At 69.8% G+C, this 16568-nt stretch carries 14 protein-coding genes; 4 read left to right on the plus strand and 10 right to left on the minus strand.

Annotated elements, in window-relative coordinates; all coding sequences use genetic code 11:
• From BIV23_RS43285 to BIV23_RS43315, 7 genes are all read right to left on the minus strand, one after another.
• Positions 1–483 (minus strand): ATP-binding cassette domain-containing protein (locus BIV23_RS43285; protein ID WP_143079246.1); only part of this gene is annotated, 483 nt, incomplete at its 3' end.
• A 29-nt stretch (positions 484–512) separates the two neighbouring features.
• Positions 513–1535, minus strand: coding sequence for an ABC transporter ATP-binding protein (locus tag BIV23_RS43290; protein ID WP_071386487.1), 1023 nt, complete (start codon positions 1533–1535; stop codon positions 513–515).
• 22 nt (positions 1536–1557) lie between these two features.
• Positions 1558–2538 (minus strand): ABC transporter permease, encoded by a 981-nt coding sequence (locus BIV23_RS43295; protein WP_071386488.1) that lies wholly within the window; start codon positions 2536–2538, stop codon positions 1558–1560.
• Between the two features lie 86 nt (positions 2539–2624).
• The gene (locus BIV23_RS43300; RefSeq protein ID WP_071386506.1) at positions 2625–4433 is read right to left on the minus strand and encodes an ABC transporter substrate-binding protein; all 1809 of its coding nucleotides are present in this window, start codon (positions 4431–4433) and stop codon (positions 2625–2627) included.
• A gap of 85 nt (positions 4434–4518) precedes the next feature.
• Entirely contained in the window at positions 4519–5502 is a 984-nt protein-coding gene (locus BIV23_RS43305) for an ABC transporter permease (protein WP_071386489.1), read from the minus strand.
• Positions 5503–5680: 178 nt separating this feature from the next.
• The gene (gene typA, locus BIV23_RS43310) at positions 5681–7588 is read right to left on the minus strand and encodes a translational GTPase TypA (protein ID WP_071386490.1); all 1908 of its coding nucleotides are present in this window, start codon (positions 7586–7588) and stop codon (positions 5681–5683) included.
• A gap of 163 nt (positions 7589–7751) precedes the next feature.
• A complete protein-coding gene (locus tag BIV23_RS43315) occupies positions 7752–9962 on the minus strand; it encodes an ABC transporter family substrate-binding protein (protein WP_071386491.1) in 2211 nt (736 codons plus the stop codon).
• 289 nt (positions 9963–10251) lie between these two features.
• On the opposite strand from BIV23_RS43315, the gene BIV23_RS43320 reads away from it, so the two are divergent.
• From BIV23_RS43320 to BIV23_RS43335, 4 genes are read left to right on the plus strand one after another with little or no spacing between them, the layout of a single operon-like run.
• Complete coding sequence (locus tag BIV23_RS43320) at positions 10252–10542, plus strand: hypothetical protein (protein WP_071386492.1); 291 nt, start codon at positions 10252–10254, stop codon at positions 10540–10542.
• A 27-nt stretch (positions 10543–10569) separates the two neighbouring features.
• Complete coding sequence (locus BIV23_RS43325; RefSeq protein ID WP_071386493.1) at positions 10570–11391, plus strand: hypothetical protein; 822 nt, start codon at positions 10570–10572, stop codon at positions 11389–11391.
• Positions 11392–11415: 24 nt separating this feature from the next.
• The gene (locus tag BIV23_RS43330) at positions 11416–13365 is read left to right on the plus strand and encodes a fumarate reductase/succinate dehydrogenase flavoprotein subunit (protein ID WP_071386494.1); all 1950 of its coding nucleotides are present in this window, start codon (positions 11416–11418) and stop codon (positions 13363–13365) included.
• A complete protein-coding gene (locus tag BIV23_RS43335) occupies positions 13362–14132 on the plus strand; it encodes a succinate dehydrogenase/fumarate reductase iron-sulfur subunit (protein ID WP_071386495.1) in 771 nt (256 codons plus the stop codon). Before BIV23_RS43330 ends, BIV23_RS43335 begins: the two co-directional genes overlap by 4 nt.
• On the opposite strand, the gene BIV23_RS43340 is transcribed toward BIV23_RS43335, so the two are convergent.
• Genes BIV23_RS43340 through BIV23_RS43350 form a run of 3 tightly spaced genes read right to left on the minus strand, consistent with a single transcriptional unit; the run spans position 14113 to position 16508 of the window.
• Positions 14113–14427, minus strand: a complete 315-nt coding sequence (locus tag BIV23_RS43340) for a hypothetical protein (RefSeq protein ID WP_071386496.1) — start codon at positions 14425–14427, stop codon at positions 14113–14115. The two genes, BIV23_RS43335 and BIV23_RS43340, sit on opposite strands and share 20 nt — an antisense overlap.
• Before the next feature lie 13 nt (positions 14428–14440).
• Entirely contained in the window at positions 14441–15406 is a 966-nt protein-coding gene (locus BIV23_RS43345) for a phosphotransferase (RefSeq protein WP_342746416.1), read from the minus strand.
• Positions 15407–15434: 28 nt separating this feature from the next.
• Positions 15435–16508, minus strand: coding sequence for a glycoside hydrolase family 18 protein (locus tag BIV23_RS43350; RefSeq protein ID WP_071386497.1), 1074 nt, complete (start codon positions 16506–16508; stop codon positions 15435–15437).
• Between the last annotated feature and the right edge of the window lie 60 nt (positions 16509–16568).

Consider the following 16568-nt stretch of genomic DNA (forward strand, 5'->3'; position numbering starts at 1 on the left):
GCCCACGATCTCCAGGAGTTCACGGACGCGCTTCTCCCGGCCGCCCTCCGGCTGGATGCCGTTGATCTCCATGGGGCCGGAGATGATCGTGCCGACCGTCTGCCGGGGGTTCAGCGACGAGTACGGGTCCTGGAAGATCATCTGGATCTCGGAGCGGATCGGCGCCAGTTCCCTGCGGCCCGCGTGACTGATGTCCCGGCCGCGGTACGTGACCGATCCGGACGTCGGTTCCAGCAGCCGGGTGATCACCCGGCCGGTGGTCGACTTGCCGCAGCCCGACTCGCCGACCAGGCCGAAGCTCTCCCCGGCGTGCACGGTCAGGTCGATGCCGTCCACGGCCTGGACTTGACCGATGGTGCGGCGGATCGGGAAGCCGCCCTTGACGGGGAAGTACTTGGTCAGCTTCGAGACCTGCAGCAGCGGCTCCCCGTCCGCGCCGCTGCCCTGTTCGCGCGGTGCCGGAAGGACCAGGTCCTCTTTCATGCCGGTGACCTCCTGGAACGTCTGTCGACCTAGCCCAGTCGGGGCTTGATCTCCTCGATGAAGATGGTCCGCTTCTGGTCCGCGGTGAGATGGCAGGCCGATGCCCGGTCGGGGGCCAGGAGCGGTCGCTCCCCCGTACAGCGGCCGGTGCCCGCCACCCGGCCCTGGAAGGTGCAGCGGGGGTGGAAGCGGCAGCCGGACGGCGGGCGGAGCAGCGAGGGCGGCGTGCCGGGGATCGGGGACAGCCGGCCGCCGGGATCGGAGTCGAGGCGCGGCATGGAGTTCAGCAGGCCCCAGGTGTACGGGTGCTGGGGCGAGCGCAGCACCTCGCGCGTGGTGCCCCGTTCCACCGCTCCGCCCGCGTACATCACCATGATGTCGTCGGCCATGTCGGCGATCACCCCCAGGTCGTGGGTGATGAAGATGATGCCGGATCCGAACTCCTGTTGCAGGTCCTTGAGCAGATCGAGAATCTGCGCCTGCACGGTCACGTCGAGGGCGGTCGTCGGCTCGTCGGCGATGAGCAGGTCGGGGTCGCAGACCAGCGCCATGGCGATCATGGCGCGCTGGCGCATGCCGCCGGAGAACTGGTGCGGGTAGTCCTTCGCCCGCTCCTTCGGGTTCGGGATGCCGACCTTGCCGAGCATCTCCACGGCCCGCTCCCAGGCGGCCTTCTTCGAGGCGCCGTTGTGCTTCATGTACGGCTCGGCGATCTGCCGGCCGACGGTGTAGTACGGGGAGAGCGCGGTGAGCGGGTCCTGGAAGATCATGGCGACCTTGTTGCCGCGCAGCTTCTCCAGCTCGGACTCGCGTGCGGTGGTCAACTCCCGTCCGTCCAGGAGTATTTCGCCCTCGACCGTCGTGAACATGGGGTTGTGCAGGCCGAGGACGGTCAGATTGGTCACCGACTTGCCCGAGCCGGACTCCCCCACGATGCCGAGCGTCCTGCCCCGCTCCAGGTCGAAGGAAAGCCCGTCCACGGCCCGCACGACGCCGTCCTCGGTCCGGAAGCTGACGTACAGGTCCTGTACGGAGAGAAGGGGATTGCTCATGACGTCTGCTTCTCCTTCGGCCTCAGGACAGCCGCACGCGCGGGTCGATGAAGGCGTACGCGGCGTCGACGATGATGTTGAACAGCAGGATCATGCTGGCCGAGAAGAGCATCACGCCGAGCAGCAGCGGCAGGTCGCTGAAGTTGACGGCCTGTACGGCGAGGTTGCCGAGACCCGGCAGGCCGAAGGTGTACTCGGTGATGATGGCGCCGCCGAACAGCGAGCCGAGGTCGATGCCGAAGATGGTGACGATCGGGATGAGCGAGCCGCGCCAGGCGTAGCGGAAGAAGACGTAGGCCCGGGACATGCCCTTGGCGCGGGCGGTGCGGACGTGCTCCTCCTGGAGCTGTTCGATCATCGAGGACCGGGCCATACGGGTGTACTGCGCGGCGAAGATCGTGGACAGCACCACCCAGGGGATGACCAGGCCGCCGAACCAGCTGACCGGGTTCTGGGTGATCGGGGTGTAGGCGGGCTTGTCGAACCAGTGGGTCTGGTAGACGAGGACCGCGAGGGCAAGCGGGCCGAGGAAGTAGATCTGCAGCGCGCTGACGACCATGGCGCCGGCGGTGGCCGTCTTGTCGACCAGCGAGCCGCGCCGCCACGCGGCGAGCAGTCCGGTGCCGAGGCCGACGAGCAGGAAGCACGCGGCCGCGCCCAGGGTGAGCGAGACGGTGGTGGGCAGGCGGTCCATCAGCGTGCCCCAGACCTGCTCGTCGGTGTGGTACGAGTAGCCGAAGCAGGGGGCGGGGCAGGGGCCCTGGGCGAACTGGCCGCTGCCCAGGACGAGGTTGTGCAGGAAGATCCAGTACTGCTCGGTGATGGGCTTGTCGAGGCCGAGCACATGGTGGATGTTCGCGATGCTGTCCGGGTTGCAGGTCTTGCCGCACATCAGGAGTGCCGGGTCCCGGGGCACCCCGAAGAAGAGCAGGAACGCGACGATGCTCAGCAGGAACAGGATGACGACGGCACCGATGATCCGGCGCACGAGGAAGCGCAGCATGACAGGCAGCTCTCAGACGTCGGCGGCCGGGCCGGCACCCGGCGCGCACCCCGACCGGGGACGCGCCGGGTGCCGTACGGGGACGGTTACTTGATGAAGACTCGGCGCGGGTCCATGCCGCCGATCACGTCGTCGTAGACGAACCCGCCGACGCCCGAACCGGCGATCTGGACCTGCTTGTAGTAGCCCGTCGGGACGACGTTGACCACCTTGGTCAGCAGGTACTTGTCGAGCTTCTCCCACTCGGCCGCGGCCTTGACCGGGTCGGTGATCGCGCTGATGCGGTCGATCTCGCTGTTCACGTGCGTGTCGTTGACCTGCGAGTAGTTCGCCGCGCCGTCGGCGATCTGCCGGCCGTCGAAGGAGGGCGGGATCACCGTCAGGGCGGACGGCCAGTCGGCACCCCACGCGCTGTGGAAGATGTCGTAGTTGTTGTTCAGCTTGGAGACCTGGTCGTAGTAGGTCTCGGACGGGATCTCCTGGCGCTGCACGTTGAAACCGGCCTTGCTCAGGCCCGCGGCCATGGCGGTGGAGTACTGCTGGCCCTCGTTGGTGTTGATGTAGCCGAAGGTCAGCTTCATGCCCACCTTGCCGGCCTCCTGGAGCAGCTTCTTCGCCTTCGCCGGATCGCCGCCGGGGTTCTTCTTCTTGCCGAACGGGTCGAAGGCGGGGTCGTAGCCGGAGACGGTCGGGGAGATGATGCCGCCCGCGACCTCCATGGCGTCGGACCCGCCGTAGGCCCGCACGAACGGCGAGATCGGCAGGGCGTAGGCGATGGCCTCGCGGACCCGGATGTCCTTCATCTCGGGCTTGCTCATGTTGATGTTCATCTGGCCGACGTAGGGCTGGTAGCCGGAGACCGTGCGGGACTTGAGCTTCGGGTCCGCGAGCACCCGGGAGAGGTTGCCCGCGTCGACCTGGTTGCTGAAGCTGACGCCGGTCCGGTCGGGCCCGCTGTCGGCGAGCAGCGCCTTGGTGGAGGTCTCGTACTGCTGGTTGAAGGTGATGTTGAACCGGTCCACGTACTGGTGCCGGATCGGGTCCGTCCTCGGGTCCCAGTTCGGGTTCCTGACCAGCACCATCGACTTGCCGGACTGGAACGACTGGATCTTGTACGGGCCGGTGGTGACCGGGTTCTTGTCGTACTTCTGCTGGGTGTCGCCCTTGGCGGAGACGACGGCGTAGCCGGCCATCGCCAGGGTGTACGGCAGGTCCGGGTGCGGCTTGGCGAAGTGGAAGACGACGGTCTTCGCGTCGGGCGTCGACAGGACGCTGTCCGGCAGGTGCTTGCCCTTGTACGGACCGTCGGGGAGCAGCTTGCGGTAGCCGGTGCCGGAGGTGTTGGCGAGCCACTGCTGGAGGTAGCTCGGGCCCTGGGTGATGAAGGGCGCGAAGAGGCGCTCGACGCTCTGGCGGACGTCCGCGGAGGTGATCGGGGTGCCGTCCGCGAACTTGACGCCGTCCTTGAGCGTGTACTTCCAGGTCCTGCCGCCGTCGGTGGTGGTGCCGGAGTCGGTGGCGAGGTCGCCGACCACCTCGTGCTGGTGGCCGTCGTCGCTGGTCGCCTTGTAGCCGGTGAGGCCTCTGTGGATCAGCTGCGCCATCGCCATCTGGTCCTGGACGTAGATCTGGGCCGGGTCGAGATGGGCGTAGCTGTCGCGTGCGAGCACCTCCAGGGCGCCGCCGGACTTGGCGCCGGGCACCGGGGCCGCGGGGCCGGTGGAGTCGGCGGCGTTCCCGAACTTGATGGGCGCCTGCTGGCTCTTGGCGTTCTGCTGGTCCTTCTTGTCGTTCGTGCCGGTGTCGCTGCCGCCCTTGCTGCAACCGGTGAGCACGAGTGCTCCGGCCGCGAGCGCGCAGAGTGCGCCGTATGCGTGGCGTCCGCCCCTACTCATCACGAGGATCCCACCCATCTGTGAAACTGACGTTCCGTCGGATTCGGTGCCGGGAGTTGCGGTACGGGAGTTGCGGGTACGGGGGTCAGCGCGCGGTCTTGGGGTCGAAGGCGTCTCTGACCGAGTCCCCGAGCAGGTTGAACGCGACGACGAAGATGATCATCGAGATGCCGGGGAAGAACATGTAGGTGATGTCGTTCTCCATCACCAGTTGGGTGGACGCCTTGGAGAACATCTGCCCCCAGTCCGGCGTCGGTTCGACGATGCCCACACCGAGGAAGGACAGACCGGCCTCGGCGGTCACGAAGTTGGGCAGCAGATAGGTCGCCTGCACCAGCAGCGGGGTCACGATGTTCGGCAGGATCTCCTTGCGGATGATCCGCCACGGCGAGGCGCCGCTGACCTTGGCCGCCTCGATGAACTCCCGTTCGCGCAGGGCGAGTGCGGTGCCGCGCAGGATGCGGCCGAGGCCCATCCAGCCCAGGAACCACTGCACCAGGATCAGGGCGACCACCCGGACGTAGGTGGGGGTCTGGTCACGGGGGCTGACGAACAGGGAGACGACGACCGGCATGCTCGCGATGAAGAACAGCTGGGCCGGGAAGGCGAGCAGGAAGTCGATGACCCGGCCGAGGACGTAGTCGGTCCTGCCGCCGAGATAGCCGGCCGTGACGCCGAGCAGGATGGCGGTCACGACGACCGCGACAGTGACGGCCACCGAGATCATCAGGGAGGTGCGGATGCCGTAGATCAGCTTGGTGAAGACGTCGTAGCCGTTGCCGGGTTCGAGTCCGAACCAGAAGTCCGCGCTGATACCGCCGTTGGGCTTCACCGGCACACCGGCGCTGTCGAAGAGGTCCGGGCGCTCGTCCGCGTACACCGTGTACGGATTCTTGCCGTACACCTTGGAGATCAGCGGGGCGAGCAGGCCGATCAGGAAGAAGAAGCCCACGACGTAGGCGGCGATCACACCGGTGCGGTCACGCTTGAAGCGCAGCCACATCAGCCGGCCGGGCGAGCGGCCCTCGAGCTTGACGGCATCGGCTTCTGTCTCGACAGTACTTGCCACGGTTTATCCGTTTCAAGGTGTGAGTGATCCACGCATGCACCAACAGGAGGGGGGTTCGCGGCTAACTATCTGCCATGGCTCGACTACCGACCACTGCCTACAGATCTCAATTCAGTCACGGGCAGCACAGAGCCCGGGCACCCCACCCTCGGGGCACCCGGGCTCAACTGCCGGTGGATCAGCCGTGCTTGGCGCGGCTCGCGGCGCGGGCGCGCTCGCGGGCGTCCAGGTTCACCTTACGGATGCGAACGGCCTCCGGGGTCACCTCGACGCACTCGTCGTCACGGCAGAACTCCAGCGACTGCTCCAGCGACAGCTTGCGCGGCGGCACGATCGACTCGGCCACGTCGGCCGTCGAGGACCGCATGTTGGTGAGCTTCTTCTCCTTGGTGATGTTGACGTCCATGTCGTCGGAGCGGGAGTTCTCGCCGACGATCATGCCCTCGTACACCTCGGTGCCCGGCTCGGTGAACAGCACGCCGCGCTCCTGGAGGTTCGTCATCGCGAACGCGGTGACGGCACCGGCGCGGTCGGCGACCAGCGAGCCGTTGTTACGGGTCTGGAGCGTGCCGAACCAGGGCTCGTGGCCCTCGTGGATGGAGTGGCCGATGCCCGTGCCGCGGGTCTGGGTCAGGAACTCGGTCCGGAAACCGATCAGACCGCGGGACGGCACGACGAACTCCATGCGCACCCAGCCGGAGCCGTGGTTGGACATGTTGTCCATGCGGCCCTTGCGGACACCCATGAGCTGCGTGACCGCACCCATGTGCTCCTCGGGCACGTCGATCGTCATGCGCTCGACCGGCTCGTAGACCTTGCCGTCGACCTCCTTGGTGACGACCTGCGGCTTGCCGATGGTCAGCTCGAAGCCCTCGCGGCGCATCTGCTCGACCAGGATGGCCAGCGCCAGCTCACCACGGCCCTGGACCTCCCAGGCGTCCGGCCGGTCGGTCTCCAGGACGCGCAGCGAGACGTTACCGATCAGCTCGCGGTCCAGGCGGTCCTTGACCTGGCGTGCGGTGACCTTGCGGTCCTTCACGGCCGACTTCGCGTCGGCGCCCTTGCCGGTGCCGCCCCGGCCGACCAGCGGCGAGGTGTTCGTACCGATGACCATGGAGATCGCGGGCTCGTCGACCGTGATCAGCGGCAGCGGGATCGGGTTCTCGGTGTCGGCCAGGGTCTCGCCGATCATGATGTCCGGGATACCGGCGACCGCGCAGATGTCACCCGGGCCGGCCATCTCGGCGGGCTTGCGGGTGAGCGCCTCGGTCATCATCAGCTCGGAGATGCGCACGTTGCTGACGGAGCCGTCGCGCTTGATCCAGGCGACCGTCTGGCCCTTGCGCAGCTCGCCCTGCTCGACGCGGAGCAGCGCGATACGGCCGAGGAAGTTGTCGGCGTCGAGGTTGGTGACGTGGGCCTGGAGCGGCGCGTCCTCCTCGTACGTCGGGGCCGGGATGTGCTCCAGGATCGTGGAGAAGAACGGCTCCAGGCTGTCGCTGTCGGCCGGGACCGTGCCGTCCGCCGGCTTGGTCAGCGAGGCGACGCCGTCACGGCCGCAGGCGTAGACGATCGGGAACTCGATCTGGTCCTCGTCCGCGTCCAGGTCCAGGAACAGGTCGTAGGTCTCGTTGACGACCTCGTCGATCCGGGAGTCCGGGCGGTCCGTCTTGTTGATGCACAGGATGACGGGCAGGCGCTGCTGGAGCGCCTTGCGCAGCACGAAGCGGGTCTGCGGCAGCGGACCCTCGGAGGCGTCCACGAGCAGCACGACGCCGTCGACCATCGACAGACCACGCTCGACCTCGCCGCCGAAGTCGGCGTGGCCGGGGGTGTCGATGATGTTGATGGTGATGGGCTCCCCGCCGTCCTTGGGGTGGTACTTCACCGCCGTGTTCTTGGCGAGGATCGTGATGCCCTTCTCACGCTCCAGGTCGTTCGAGTCCATGACCCGGTCGTCGACCTGGTCGAGCTGGTGGGCGGCGAACGCGCCGGCCTGCTTCAGCATGCCGTCGACGATGGTGGTCTTGCCGTGGTCGACGTGGGCGACGATGGCGACGTTGCGGATGTCGTGGCGCGTGGCCATAGGTTGCCGTACTCCCGGATGGTGAGGAAAGCCTGCGCGTACGTCTGCGTTACGCGGGCCTTGCCGGGCTTGACACGCCACGGCCTCACCCCATGGTACGTGGCCCCGGGCCGGTCGGCCTCCTCAGGGCTGTGTGATCATCACCGCGGGGGCCGGGCGGCGGTCAGTTCGTGGGGCTGGGGGAGATCTTCGCGCCCTTCTTCAGATAGCCCATGTCCTCGTAGACGGGCGTCTGGAATCCGAACGCGCCGACGTTGACGAGGTTCTTCCGCGTCCCCACCAGCTGCGGCCGCTGGTACAGCGGAATCGATCCGGCAGCGGCCCAGATCCTGGAGTCGGCCTTCCTGATCAGGTCCCGCGCCTCGTTCTCGTCCAGGGTCGCCGCGGCCTGGTCGAAGAGCTGGTCCACCTGGTCCGTGCCGACCCGCGTGTAGTTCTGCTCCACGTTCACCGAGCCGTCGGCGGCCGGGACCGGCTTGGCGTAGATCGGGCGGGCGTCGGTCGCCGGGTACGCGGAGGACGGCCACGAGTACAGCGCGAGGTCGTAGTCGCCGGAGGCGATGTGGTCCTTGAAGTAGCTCTCGTCCGGGACCTTGCTGATCGTCGTGCGGATGCCGACCCGGTCCAGCATGGCCGAGATCCGCTCGGCGACCGTGTGCAGCGTCTCGGAGCCGGGCCCGGAGGGGAGTACGAAGCGCAGCGCGAGCGCCTTGCCGTCCTTGGCGAGCGGCCCGGCCGGGACGCCGGCCGGGGCCGCCGTGCCCTTGGGGGCGTACGCGCCGGGCACTCCCCCCTGCCTGCCCTCCTGCGCGAGGTGCCGGTCGCCGCCGTCGCCCCGGCCGCCGCTCTTGTTGTCGTCCCCGCCGACGATGTACTGCCCGTCCTTGCCGCCGTCCGACGGCTTGTGCCCGCCGGTCCTGTCGCTCTCGGAGCCGGCCGCCTTCTTCGCCTTCTTCTGCTCCTTGACCGGACCGCCCGCCACCCAGCCGGCGTCGGCGAGCAGCGCCGCCGCCTCCTTGGTGTCCGCCTGCCCGAGGGCGCCGCTGCTGTCGGCGTAGTCGCTCTGCCCGGACAGGGCGAGATGGCTGCCGACCGGGACCGCGGGCAGGCCCAGCGGGGTGAGCACCAGCTTGGCCAGTTCCTTGCGGTCCAGGGCGCGGGCGATCGCCCGGCGGACCCGATCATCGGCGAGGGGGCCCTCGGAGCCGTTGAGGGCGAGCTGGGTGTAGGCCGGCTCCAGCGACTTGCGGACGTCGAAGGCGCGCAGCGCCTGCTGCTCGTCCAGGTACGCGCCGACGTCCTTGCGCAGCTCGTTCTCGTCGGCCTTGGCCCTGTCGGGGCCGAAGCCGTGCGCCCGCGCCCAGGAGCGCAGCTTCTTCACGGAGGTCCTGCCGGAGCCCTGCAGCGGGCTCCCGGCGCCCTGGGCGGCGAGCCCGACCAGCCGGGCCTCGGCGGGGTCGATGTCGGCGGCGTCCAGGCTGCCGTCGGCGAGCGCGGCGGCCCGCTTGTCACGGGGTACGGCGTGCAGCTCGATCCGGGACAGCTTGGCCGGCCTGCCCCACCAGCGCGGGTTGCGGGTGAGGACGACGTCCTTCGCGGCGGTGTCGACCTTGTCGACCCCGAAGGGTCCGGCGGTGATCTGGAGCTTGCGCCGGGCACCGTCGTTGAAGGCGTCCGGGCTGCCCATGACCTGCTTCGGATACAGCGGCGAGAACAGCGACTTCCAGTCGGCGTAGGGACGCGCGAAGGTGACCCGGACCTGGAGGTCGCCGGCGCCGCGCTCGATCTTCTCGATGCGGTCGTAACCGGCGTTGCGGGCGGTCCAGTAGGAGCTGTCCTTGCCGGACAGGGCGCGCCACTGGGCGACGAAGTCGGCGGCGCCGATCTCCCGGCCGTCGCTCCAGACGGCCTGCTGGTTCAGCTTGTACAGCACCACCTGGCGCGGCTCGGTCTCGATGACCTTGGCCGACTCCAGGTAGGCCGAGTCGGGCACCGGCCGGCCCTCGGCGTCGAGGCGGAACATCGACGGCAGGACGGCCTGGGCGATCCGGGTGGTGCCGGCGTCGGCGTCGGCCTGGAAGGTGTTCAGGGTCTCGGGGACGGAGTCGACGGCCCACTTCAGCGTCCCGCCGTCGGCGATCTGGTCCCGCGCGGCGGGGGCGATGTCCAGCCCGGCGAGCGGCTTGCCGGCCTCGTCGACGTCGGAGCCGCAGCCGGCGAGGAGCGGCACCGCGAGGGCGCCGGCCGCCAGGAAGGCGACCGAGCGCACGAGGTGCCGAGAAGTGCCGTCGGCCGCCTGCCGGCCCGTCGTGGCTGGTCGCGCAGTTCCCCGCGCCCCTGCGGGGCGCTGTCGCTGCCGCACGTCGTGGGACATCTCTGCTACCTCCGGGAAGCCACGGGCGTTATGATCACGTTTGGCGGTATATGGAGCTGATCAGATCTATGCGGCCCACTGAAGAGGAAAGGATCCGGCAACCGAGAGCGACACGGCGATGACGGGTGGTGACCTCACCCGTGTGGCGCAACACCACCGCTGATGCATCCGTACGCCTCCGCCAATCGCTGCACACGCCTTCACATCGGCACGTGTGGCGCGCAACACTCCAAGGCGCATGAACGTTGCCGCCCAAGGCCCGCCGGACCCGCGGAAGTGAGGGCACACCATGTCCGTGCACGACGACATCGCCTCGGTCCAGCGCTCCCTCGACGAACTGAACCGCTCGCTGGGGCGCCTGGAGCACCAGCTCGGCAGCAACGGCCTGGAGATGCGCCGGGTCCGGATGGACGCCGACCGTCTGCGCGAAAGCCTCGGGCTGCTGCGCGACTCGGCCGACAACGACACGACGCCCCGCCGGCCCGACCTCGTCACCATCTCCGACACGCCGTACGACCGCTCCCTGTGGATCGATACGGACGACGAGGGACTGGGGGCCCGCGACCGCCACGCCCCCTGAACCGACCCGAACCGACCGGAGTCATCCTTGGCCACTGGTACGGAACCCCAACAGAACAGCGGCGGCGTACGAGCCCGTACGCGCGCCGCGATCGCCGCCCCTCATCTGCGGACCGACCGCTGGTGGCTGGCCCCCGCCGTCACCGCGGCCGGCCTGTTCGCCTTCGTCGTCTACTCGACGTGGCGGGCCTTCGCGGGCGCGGACTACTACGCGGCGCCGTACGTCTCGCCGTTCTACTCGCCCTGTCTGGCGCAGAACTGCCGGACCATGCACGCCGGTCCGAACGCCGACCTCTTCGGGAGCTGGTGGGGCCTGTCCCCCGCCATCATCATCCTCATCTTCCCGCTCGGCTTCCGGCTGACCTGCTACTACTACCGCAAGGCCTACTACCGCAGCTTCTGGGCGTCCCCGCCCGCCTGCGCCGTCGCCGAGCCGCACGCGAAGTACACCGGCGAGACCCGCTTCCCGCTGATCCTCCAGAACGTCCACCGGTACTTCTTCTACGCCGCCCTGCTGGTCGCCGGCGTGCTGACCTACGACACCGTGCTGTCCTTCCGCGACACGCACTACCGGTGGGGCCACATGGGCCTCGGCACCCTGGTCTTCCTGGTCAACATCGTGCTGATCTGGGCCTACACCGTCTCCTGCCACTCGTGCCGGCACATCGTGGGCGGCAAGCTCAAGCACTTCTCCAGGCACCCCGTGCGCTACCGGGCGTGGCAGTTCGTCGGCCGGCTCAACGCCCGGCACATGCAGCTGGCGTGGGCGTCGCTGTTCAGCGTGTGGCTCGCCGACTTCTACGTCTATCTCGTCGCGTCCGGGGTCTTCGCCGACCCGCGCTTCTTCTAGAGACTCCAGTGAGGGACTGAACTGATGTCCGTGGTGGACCGGCAGGAGTGGGACGTCGTCGTGGTCGGTGCCGGCGGCGCCGGGCTGCGGGCCGCGATCGAGGCGCGCGAGCGGGGGGCCCGTACGGCGGTGATCTGCAAGTCGCTGTTCGGCAAGGCGCACACGGTGATGGCCGAGGGCGGCATCGCGGCGGCGATGGCCAACGCCAACGAGCACGACACCTGGCAGGTCCACTTCCGCGACACGATGCGCGGCGGCAAGTTCCTGAACCAGTGGCGGATGGCCGAACTGCACGCGCGGGAGGCCCCGGACCGGGTGTGGGAGCTGGAGACCTGGGGCGCGCTGTTCGACCGCACGAAGGACGGCAGGATCTCCCAGCGCAACTTCGGCGGCCACGAGTACCCGCGCCTCGCCCACGTCGGCGACCGTACGGGCCTGGAGCTGATCCGCACGCTCCAGCAGAAGGCCGTCGCCCTCCAGCAGCAGGACTTCAAGGAGACCGGGGACTACGAGTCCCGGCTGAAGGTCTTCCAGGAGTGCACGGTCACGAGGGTCCTGAAAGACGGCCCGCGCGTGTCCGGCGTCTTCGCCTACGAGCGCGAGAGCGGCCGCTTCTTCGTCCTGGAGGCCCCCGCCGTCGTGGTCGCGACCGGCGGGATCGGCAAGTCGTTCAAGGTGACGTCGAACTCGTGGGAGTACACGGGCGACGGGCACGCGCTGGCCCTGCTGGCGGGCGCGCCCCTGCTGAACATGGAGTTCGTGCAGTTCCATCCGACCGGCATGGTCTGGCCGCCGTCGGTGAAGGGCATCCTCGTCACCGAGTCGGTGCGCGGCGACGGCGGGGTGCTCAGGAACTCCGAGGGCAAGCGGTTCATGTTCGACTACGTCCCGGACGTCTTCAAGGAGAAGTACGCCGAGTCGGAGGAGGAGGGCGACCGGTGGTACGAGGACCCGGAGCACAACCGCCGCCCCCCTGAGCTGCTCCCCCGCGACGAGGTCGCCCGCGCGATCAACTCCGAGGTGAAGGCGGGCCGGGGATCGCCGCACGGCGGGGTCTTCCTGGACGTCTCCACGCGCATGCCCGCCGAGGTCATCCGGCGCCGGCTGCCCTCGATGTACCACCAGTTCAAGGAGCTGGCGGACGTCGACATCACGGCGGAGGCGATGGAGGTCGGCCCGACCTGTCACTACGTGATGGGCGGCATCGCCGTCGACTCCGACACGGCGGCGGCGCGCGGGGTGCCGGGGCTGTTCGCGGCCGGTGAGGTGGCGGGCGGCATGCACGGCTCCAACCGGCTCGGCGGCAACTCGCTGTCCGACCTGCTGGTGTTCGGCCGCCGGGCCGGCTGGCACGCGGCCGAGCACGCCGCGCGGCAGGCGGGCGACCGGCCGGCCGTCGACGACGCCCAGGCCGACGCGGCGTCCGCCGAGGCGCTGCGGCCCTTCTCGGCGGAGGCGGAGGCGGGAGCGGACCGGACGGGCGAGGCGGGCCCGCCGGAGAACCCGTACACCCTGCACCAGGAACTCCAGCAGACCATGAACGACCTGGTCGGCATCATCCGCCGCGAGGGCGAGATGGAGCAGGCCCTGGAGAAGCTCGCCGAGCTGCGCGTGCGCGCCCGCCGGGCCGGGGTGGAGGGCCACCGCCAGTTCAACCCGGGCTGGCATCTCGCCCTGGACCTCCGGAACATGCTGCTGGTCAGCGAGTGCGTGGCCCGCGCGGCGCTGGAGCGCACCGAGTCGCGCGGCGGCCACACCCGCGAGGACCACCCCACGATGGACCGCCGGTGGCGCAACGCGAACCTGCTGTGCGCCCTCGCCGATCCCACCGGCGGCCTCGCGGCCACCGACCCCGCCCGCGGGCAGATCCGCCTCACCCGCGAGACCACCGAACCCATCCGCCCGGACCTGCTCGCCCTCTTCGAGAAGGAGGAGCTGGTCAAGTACCTCGCCGAAGAGGAGCTGTACGAGTGAGCAGCTACGAGGCCCGCTTCAAGGTGTGGCGGGGTGACGTCGAGGGCGGAGCCCTTCGGGACTTCACCGTCGAGGTGAACGACGGCGAGGTGGTCCTCGACATCATCCACCGCCTCCAGGCCACCCAGGCCCCCGACCTGGCCGTGCGCTGGAACTGCAAGGCGGGCAAGTGCGGTTCGTGCTCGGCCGAGATCAACGGCCGGCCCCGGCTGATGTGCATGACGCGCATGTCGGTGTTCTCCCGCGAGGAGACGATCACCGTGACCCCGATGCGCACCTTCCCGGTCATCCGCGACCTGGTGACGGACGTCGGCTTCAACTACCAGAAGGCCAGGGAGGTCCCGGCGTTCGTGCCGCCCGCCGGGGTGGGCCCCGGCGAGTACCGGATGATGCAGGAGGACGTGGACCGCTCGCAGGAGTTCCGCAAGTGCATCGAGTGCTTCCTGTGCCAGAACACCTGCCACGTGGTGCGCGACCACGAGGAGAACAAGCCGGCGTTCGCGGGCCCGCGCTTCCTGATGCGGATCGCCGAGCTGGACATGCACCCGCTGGACGGGGCCGCCGAGACGGGCCTCGACCGGGGCCGCACCGCCCAGGACGAACACGGCCTCGGCTACTGCAACATCACCAAGTGCTGCACGGAGGTCTGCCCCGAGGACATCCACATCACGGACAACGCCCTGATCCCGATGAAGGAGCGCGTGGTCGACCGCAAGTACGACCCGCTGGTGTGGCTGAGCTCGAAGATCAGGAGGCGGACGTCGTAGACGTCGTCGTGGCACCGCGGCCGGGACGCTCGGACAGCACCCGCAGGCGCAGTGCGGCCATGATGCCGATCCAGCCGAGCCAGGCGAGGAGGTCGTGGCCGCCGTCGAGCGGGCCCAGCCAGATGAACACCCCCCAGCCGGCGGCCCCGAGGAGGCAGCCGTAGCCCCACAGCTTCGGGCGCAGGACCCGGGCGCGGCCCCAGGGCGCGACCCAGCCGGTCGTGACGCCCGCGACGCCCGCGGCAGCGAGGAGGCCGAAGACGACGGCGGTGGCCACCACCCAGAACATGTGCATGACGGTCAGCGTTTCACCAGGTCCAGCGACTGGACCAGATGGTGCTCGGCAATACCGCGCATGGATTCGGCAAAGGGGAAGTCCCCGTCGAGCGGCCGCAGCCAGCGACGAGGTTCAGGTGCGTCGCCAGGCGGTACAGCCGCAGCCGGTCCTCGTCCAGGCCGTCGGCGCGCAGGACGTCGTAGTGCGGCCCGAAGCGCAGCCGCAGGAAGACGTGCTCCCACTCGGCGTCGAAGTACATCAGCCCTTCGACGTCGATCAGGGCGGGATCGCCGTGCTCGTCCAACAGGACGTGGTCCGGGCCGAGTTCGCCGTGCACGAGGACATGGTCGGCGCGCGGACGGACCTCCGCGGCCAGGGCGCGCACGGCGTCCTCCAGCCGCTCCCGGGCCGCGGCGATCCGCGGCTCGCGTACGGCGGTCTCGGCGATGTCGGCCAGGGCGCGGTCCGTGACCAGCCCGGCCAAGGAGTCCCCGTGGGCCGTACCGCCGTTGTCGATCACGGCCACCTTGCCGTGGGCGGCGGAGCGGGTGCCGTGCAGCGTGCGCAGGGCGTCGGCGAGCCGGTTCAGTGCGGGGAGGGCTGCGCCCGGATCCCGGCGCAGCGCCTCCTCCAGGCTGCCACCTGCGCCCAGGTCCTCGACCACGGCCGCGCCCGCCACGGGGTCCACGTGGAGCAGGCGCGGGGTGCGGACACCGGCGGCGGTGAGACGGTCGTGGGCGGCCGTGAACAGGTCGAGCCCACAGGCGTGCGAGAAGGGGTCACGGGGATCGGCGGCGGCAGGGCCCCAGTAGTCCTCGTCCGGTGCCCAGACGTAGGCGACCGCGGTGCCGCCGCCGTCGAGGCCGAGCCGGTAGACGCCCTTCCTGGAGCCGCCGCGCAGCCGGGTGACGGCGCGGAGCGTGCGGTGCGGGCCGAGGGCGGCGCGGGCGAGGGGCGCGAGGTCGGCGACGGTCCGGGGCTGTCGGGTCTCGGTCACCGCCGGGAGTCTTCCGTGACGGGAGGACTCAGCGCACCCAGTTCTCCCGGTAGGCGCGCCAGTCGGCCTCCGTCGCCGCGAAGTCCACGTACAGCGCGACGCCGAAGCGGACCCGGTCGGCGTCGGTGCGGGACAGACCGAGCCGGACCCCGCGCACGGCGGCCGGGACGGTCTCCGCGTGGGCCCAGTGGCCGAACCGGTTCTCGTGGTAGAAGGGCAGGCCCATGAGGAGGTCGGTGGTCTCGGGGGTGACCTCCAGGGCGAGGCTCGTCTGCTGGGCCACGTAGCCGCCGTACAGGCTCTGCAACGGCTGCATGGTGTCGTACGACATCACGGCGATCTGGTCCACGCGCCGCGCCACCTGCCCGAAGTAGGCCTGCGACCACCACTTGGGGTGGCCGGTGGTCGTGCCCCACAGGGAGTGGAACGCGGGCAGCGGGTCGATCTGGTGGGCGGCGACGGACAGCAGCGCGCGCCGGGCGTGGGTGAGGGTGTGCAGGCCGTCCAGGAGGGAGAGGTAGTCGCGGTCGCCGGAGTGCAGCGGCTCCAGGTCGACATGCACACCGTCGTAGCCGGCGGCGAGGACGCGTCGGGCGGAGGCGAGGATCGCGGCGCGGGTGGCGGCGCGCTCCAGGTGCAGCCCGTCGGGGCTCTCGGTGGCGAGCTGGTCGCCGAGCCAGGCCTGCACCCGGACCCCGGGCAGCTCCCGGTGCACGGCCGAGACCAGCAGGCGGGCCTCGGGATACGCCGAGTCGGGCAGTGTGCCGTCGTGTTCCAGCGGGCCGGAGTGGACGTACAGGTCGCGGATGCCGGTGTCCTTCAGCCGCCGGGCGAGTGCACACACGTCGCCGTCGTTCCTACGGCCGTCGACCCAGGCGTGGCCCAGCCAGAGGGCGTCCTGGCCGCGGGTGGTGGTGCCGGGTCGCGGGGTGCCGGTGTCGTTGACGCGCAGGGCCGTCTCGGCGGTGAGGAGGGGGACGAGCAGGACGGCGAGGCCGACGAGGGCCCAGCGCAGGACGCGCCGACGGAGCCTCTTCTTCCGGCTGCCGTCGGCCTTTCCGGAGGAGATCGGGTCCCGCCGTCCTGTCCCATCGTCGTCCATTTTCGGCCCCCTCTTCCCTTGTCCCCCGCCCGTATCCGTCCCGCTCGCGAACGCGCCTAC

The organism is Streptomyces monashensis (assembly GCF_001866665.1).
In the GTDB taxonomy this organism is placed as follows: domain Bacteria; phylum Actinomycetota; class Actinomycetes; order Streptomycetales; family Streptomycetaceae; genus Streptomyces; species Streptomyces monashensis.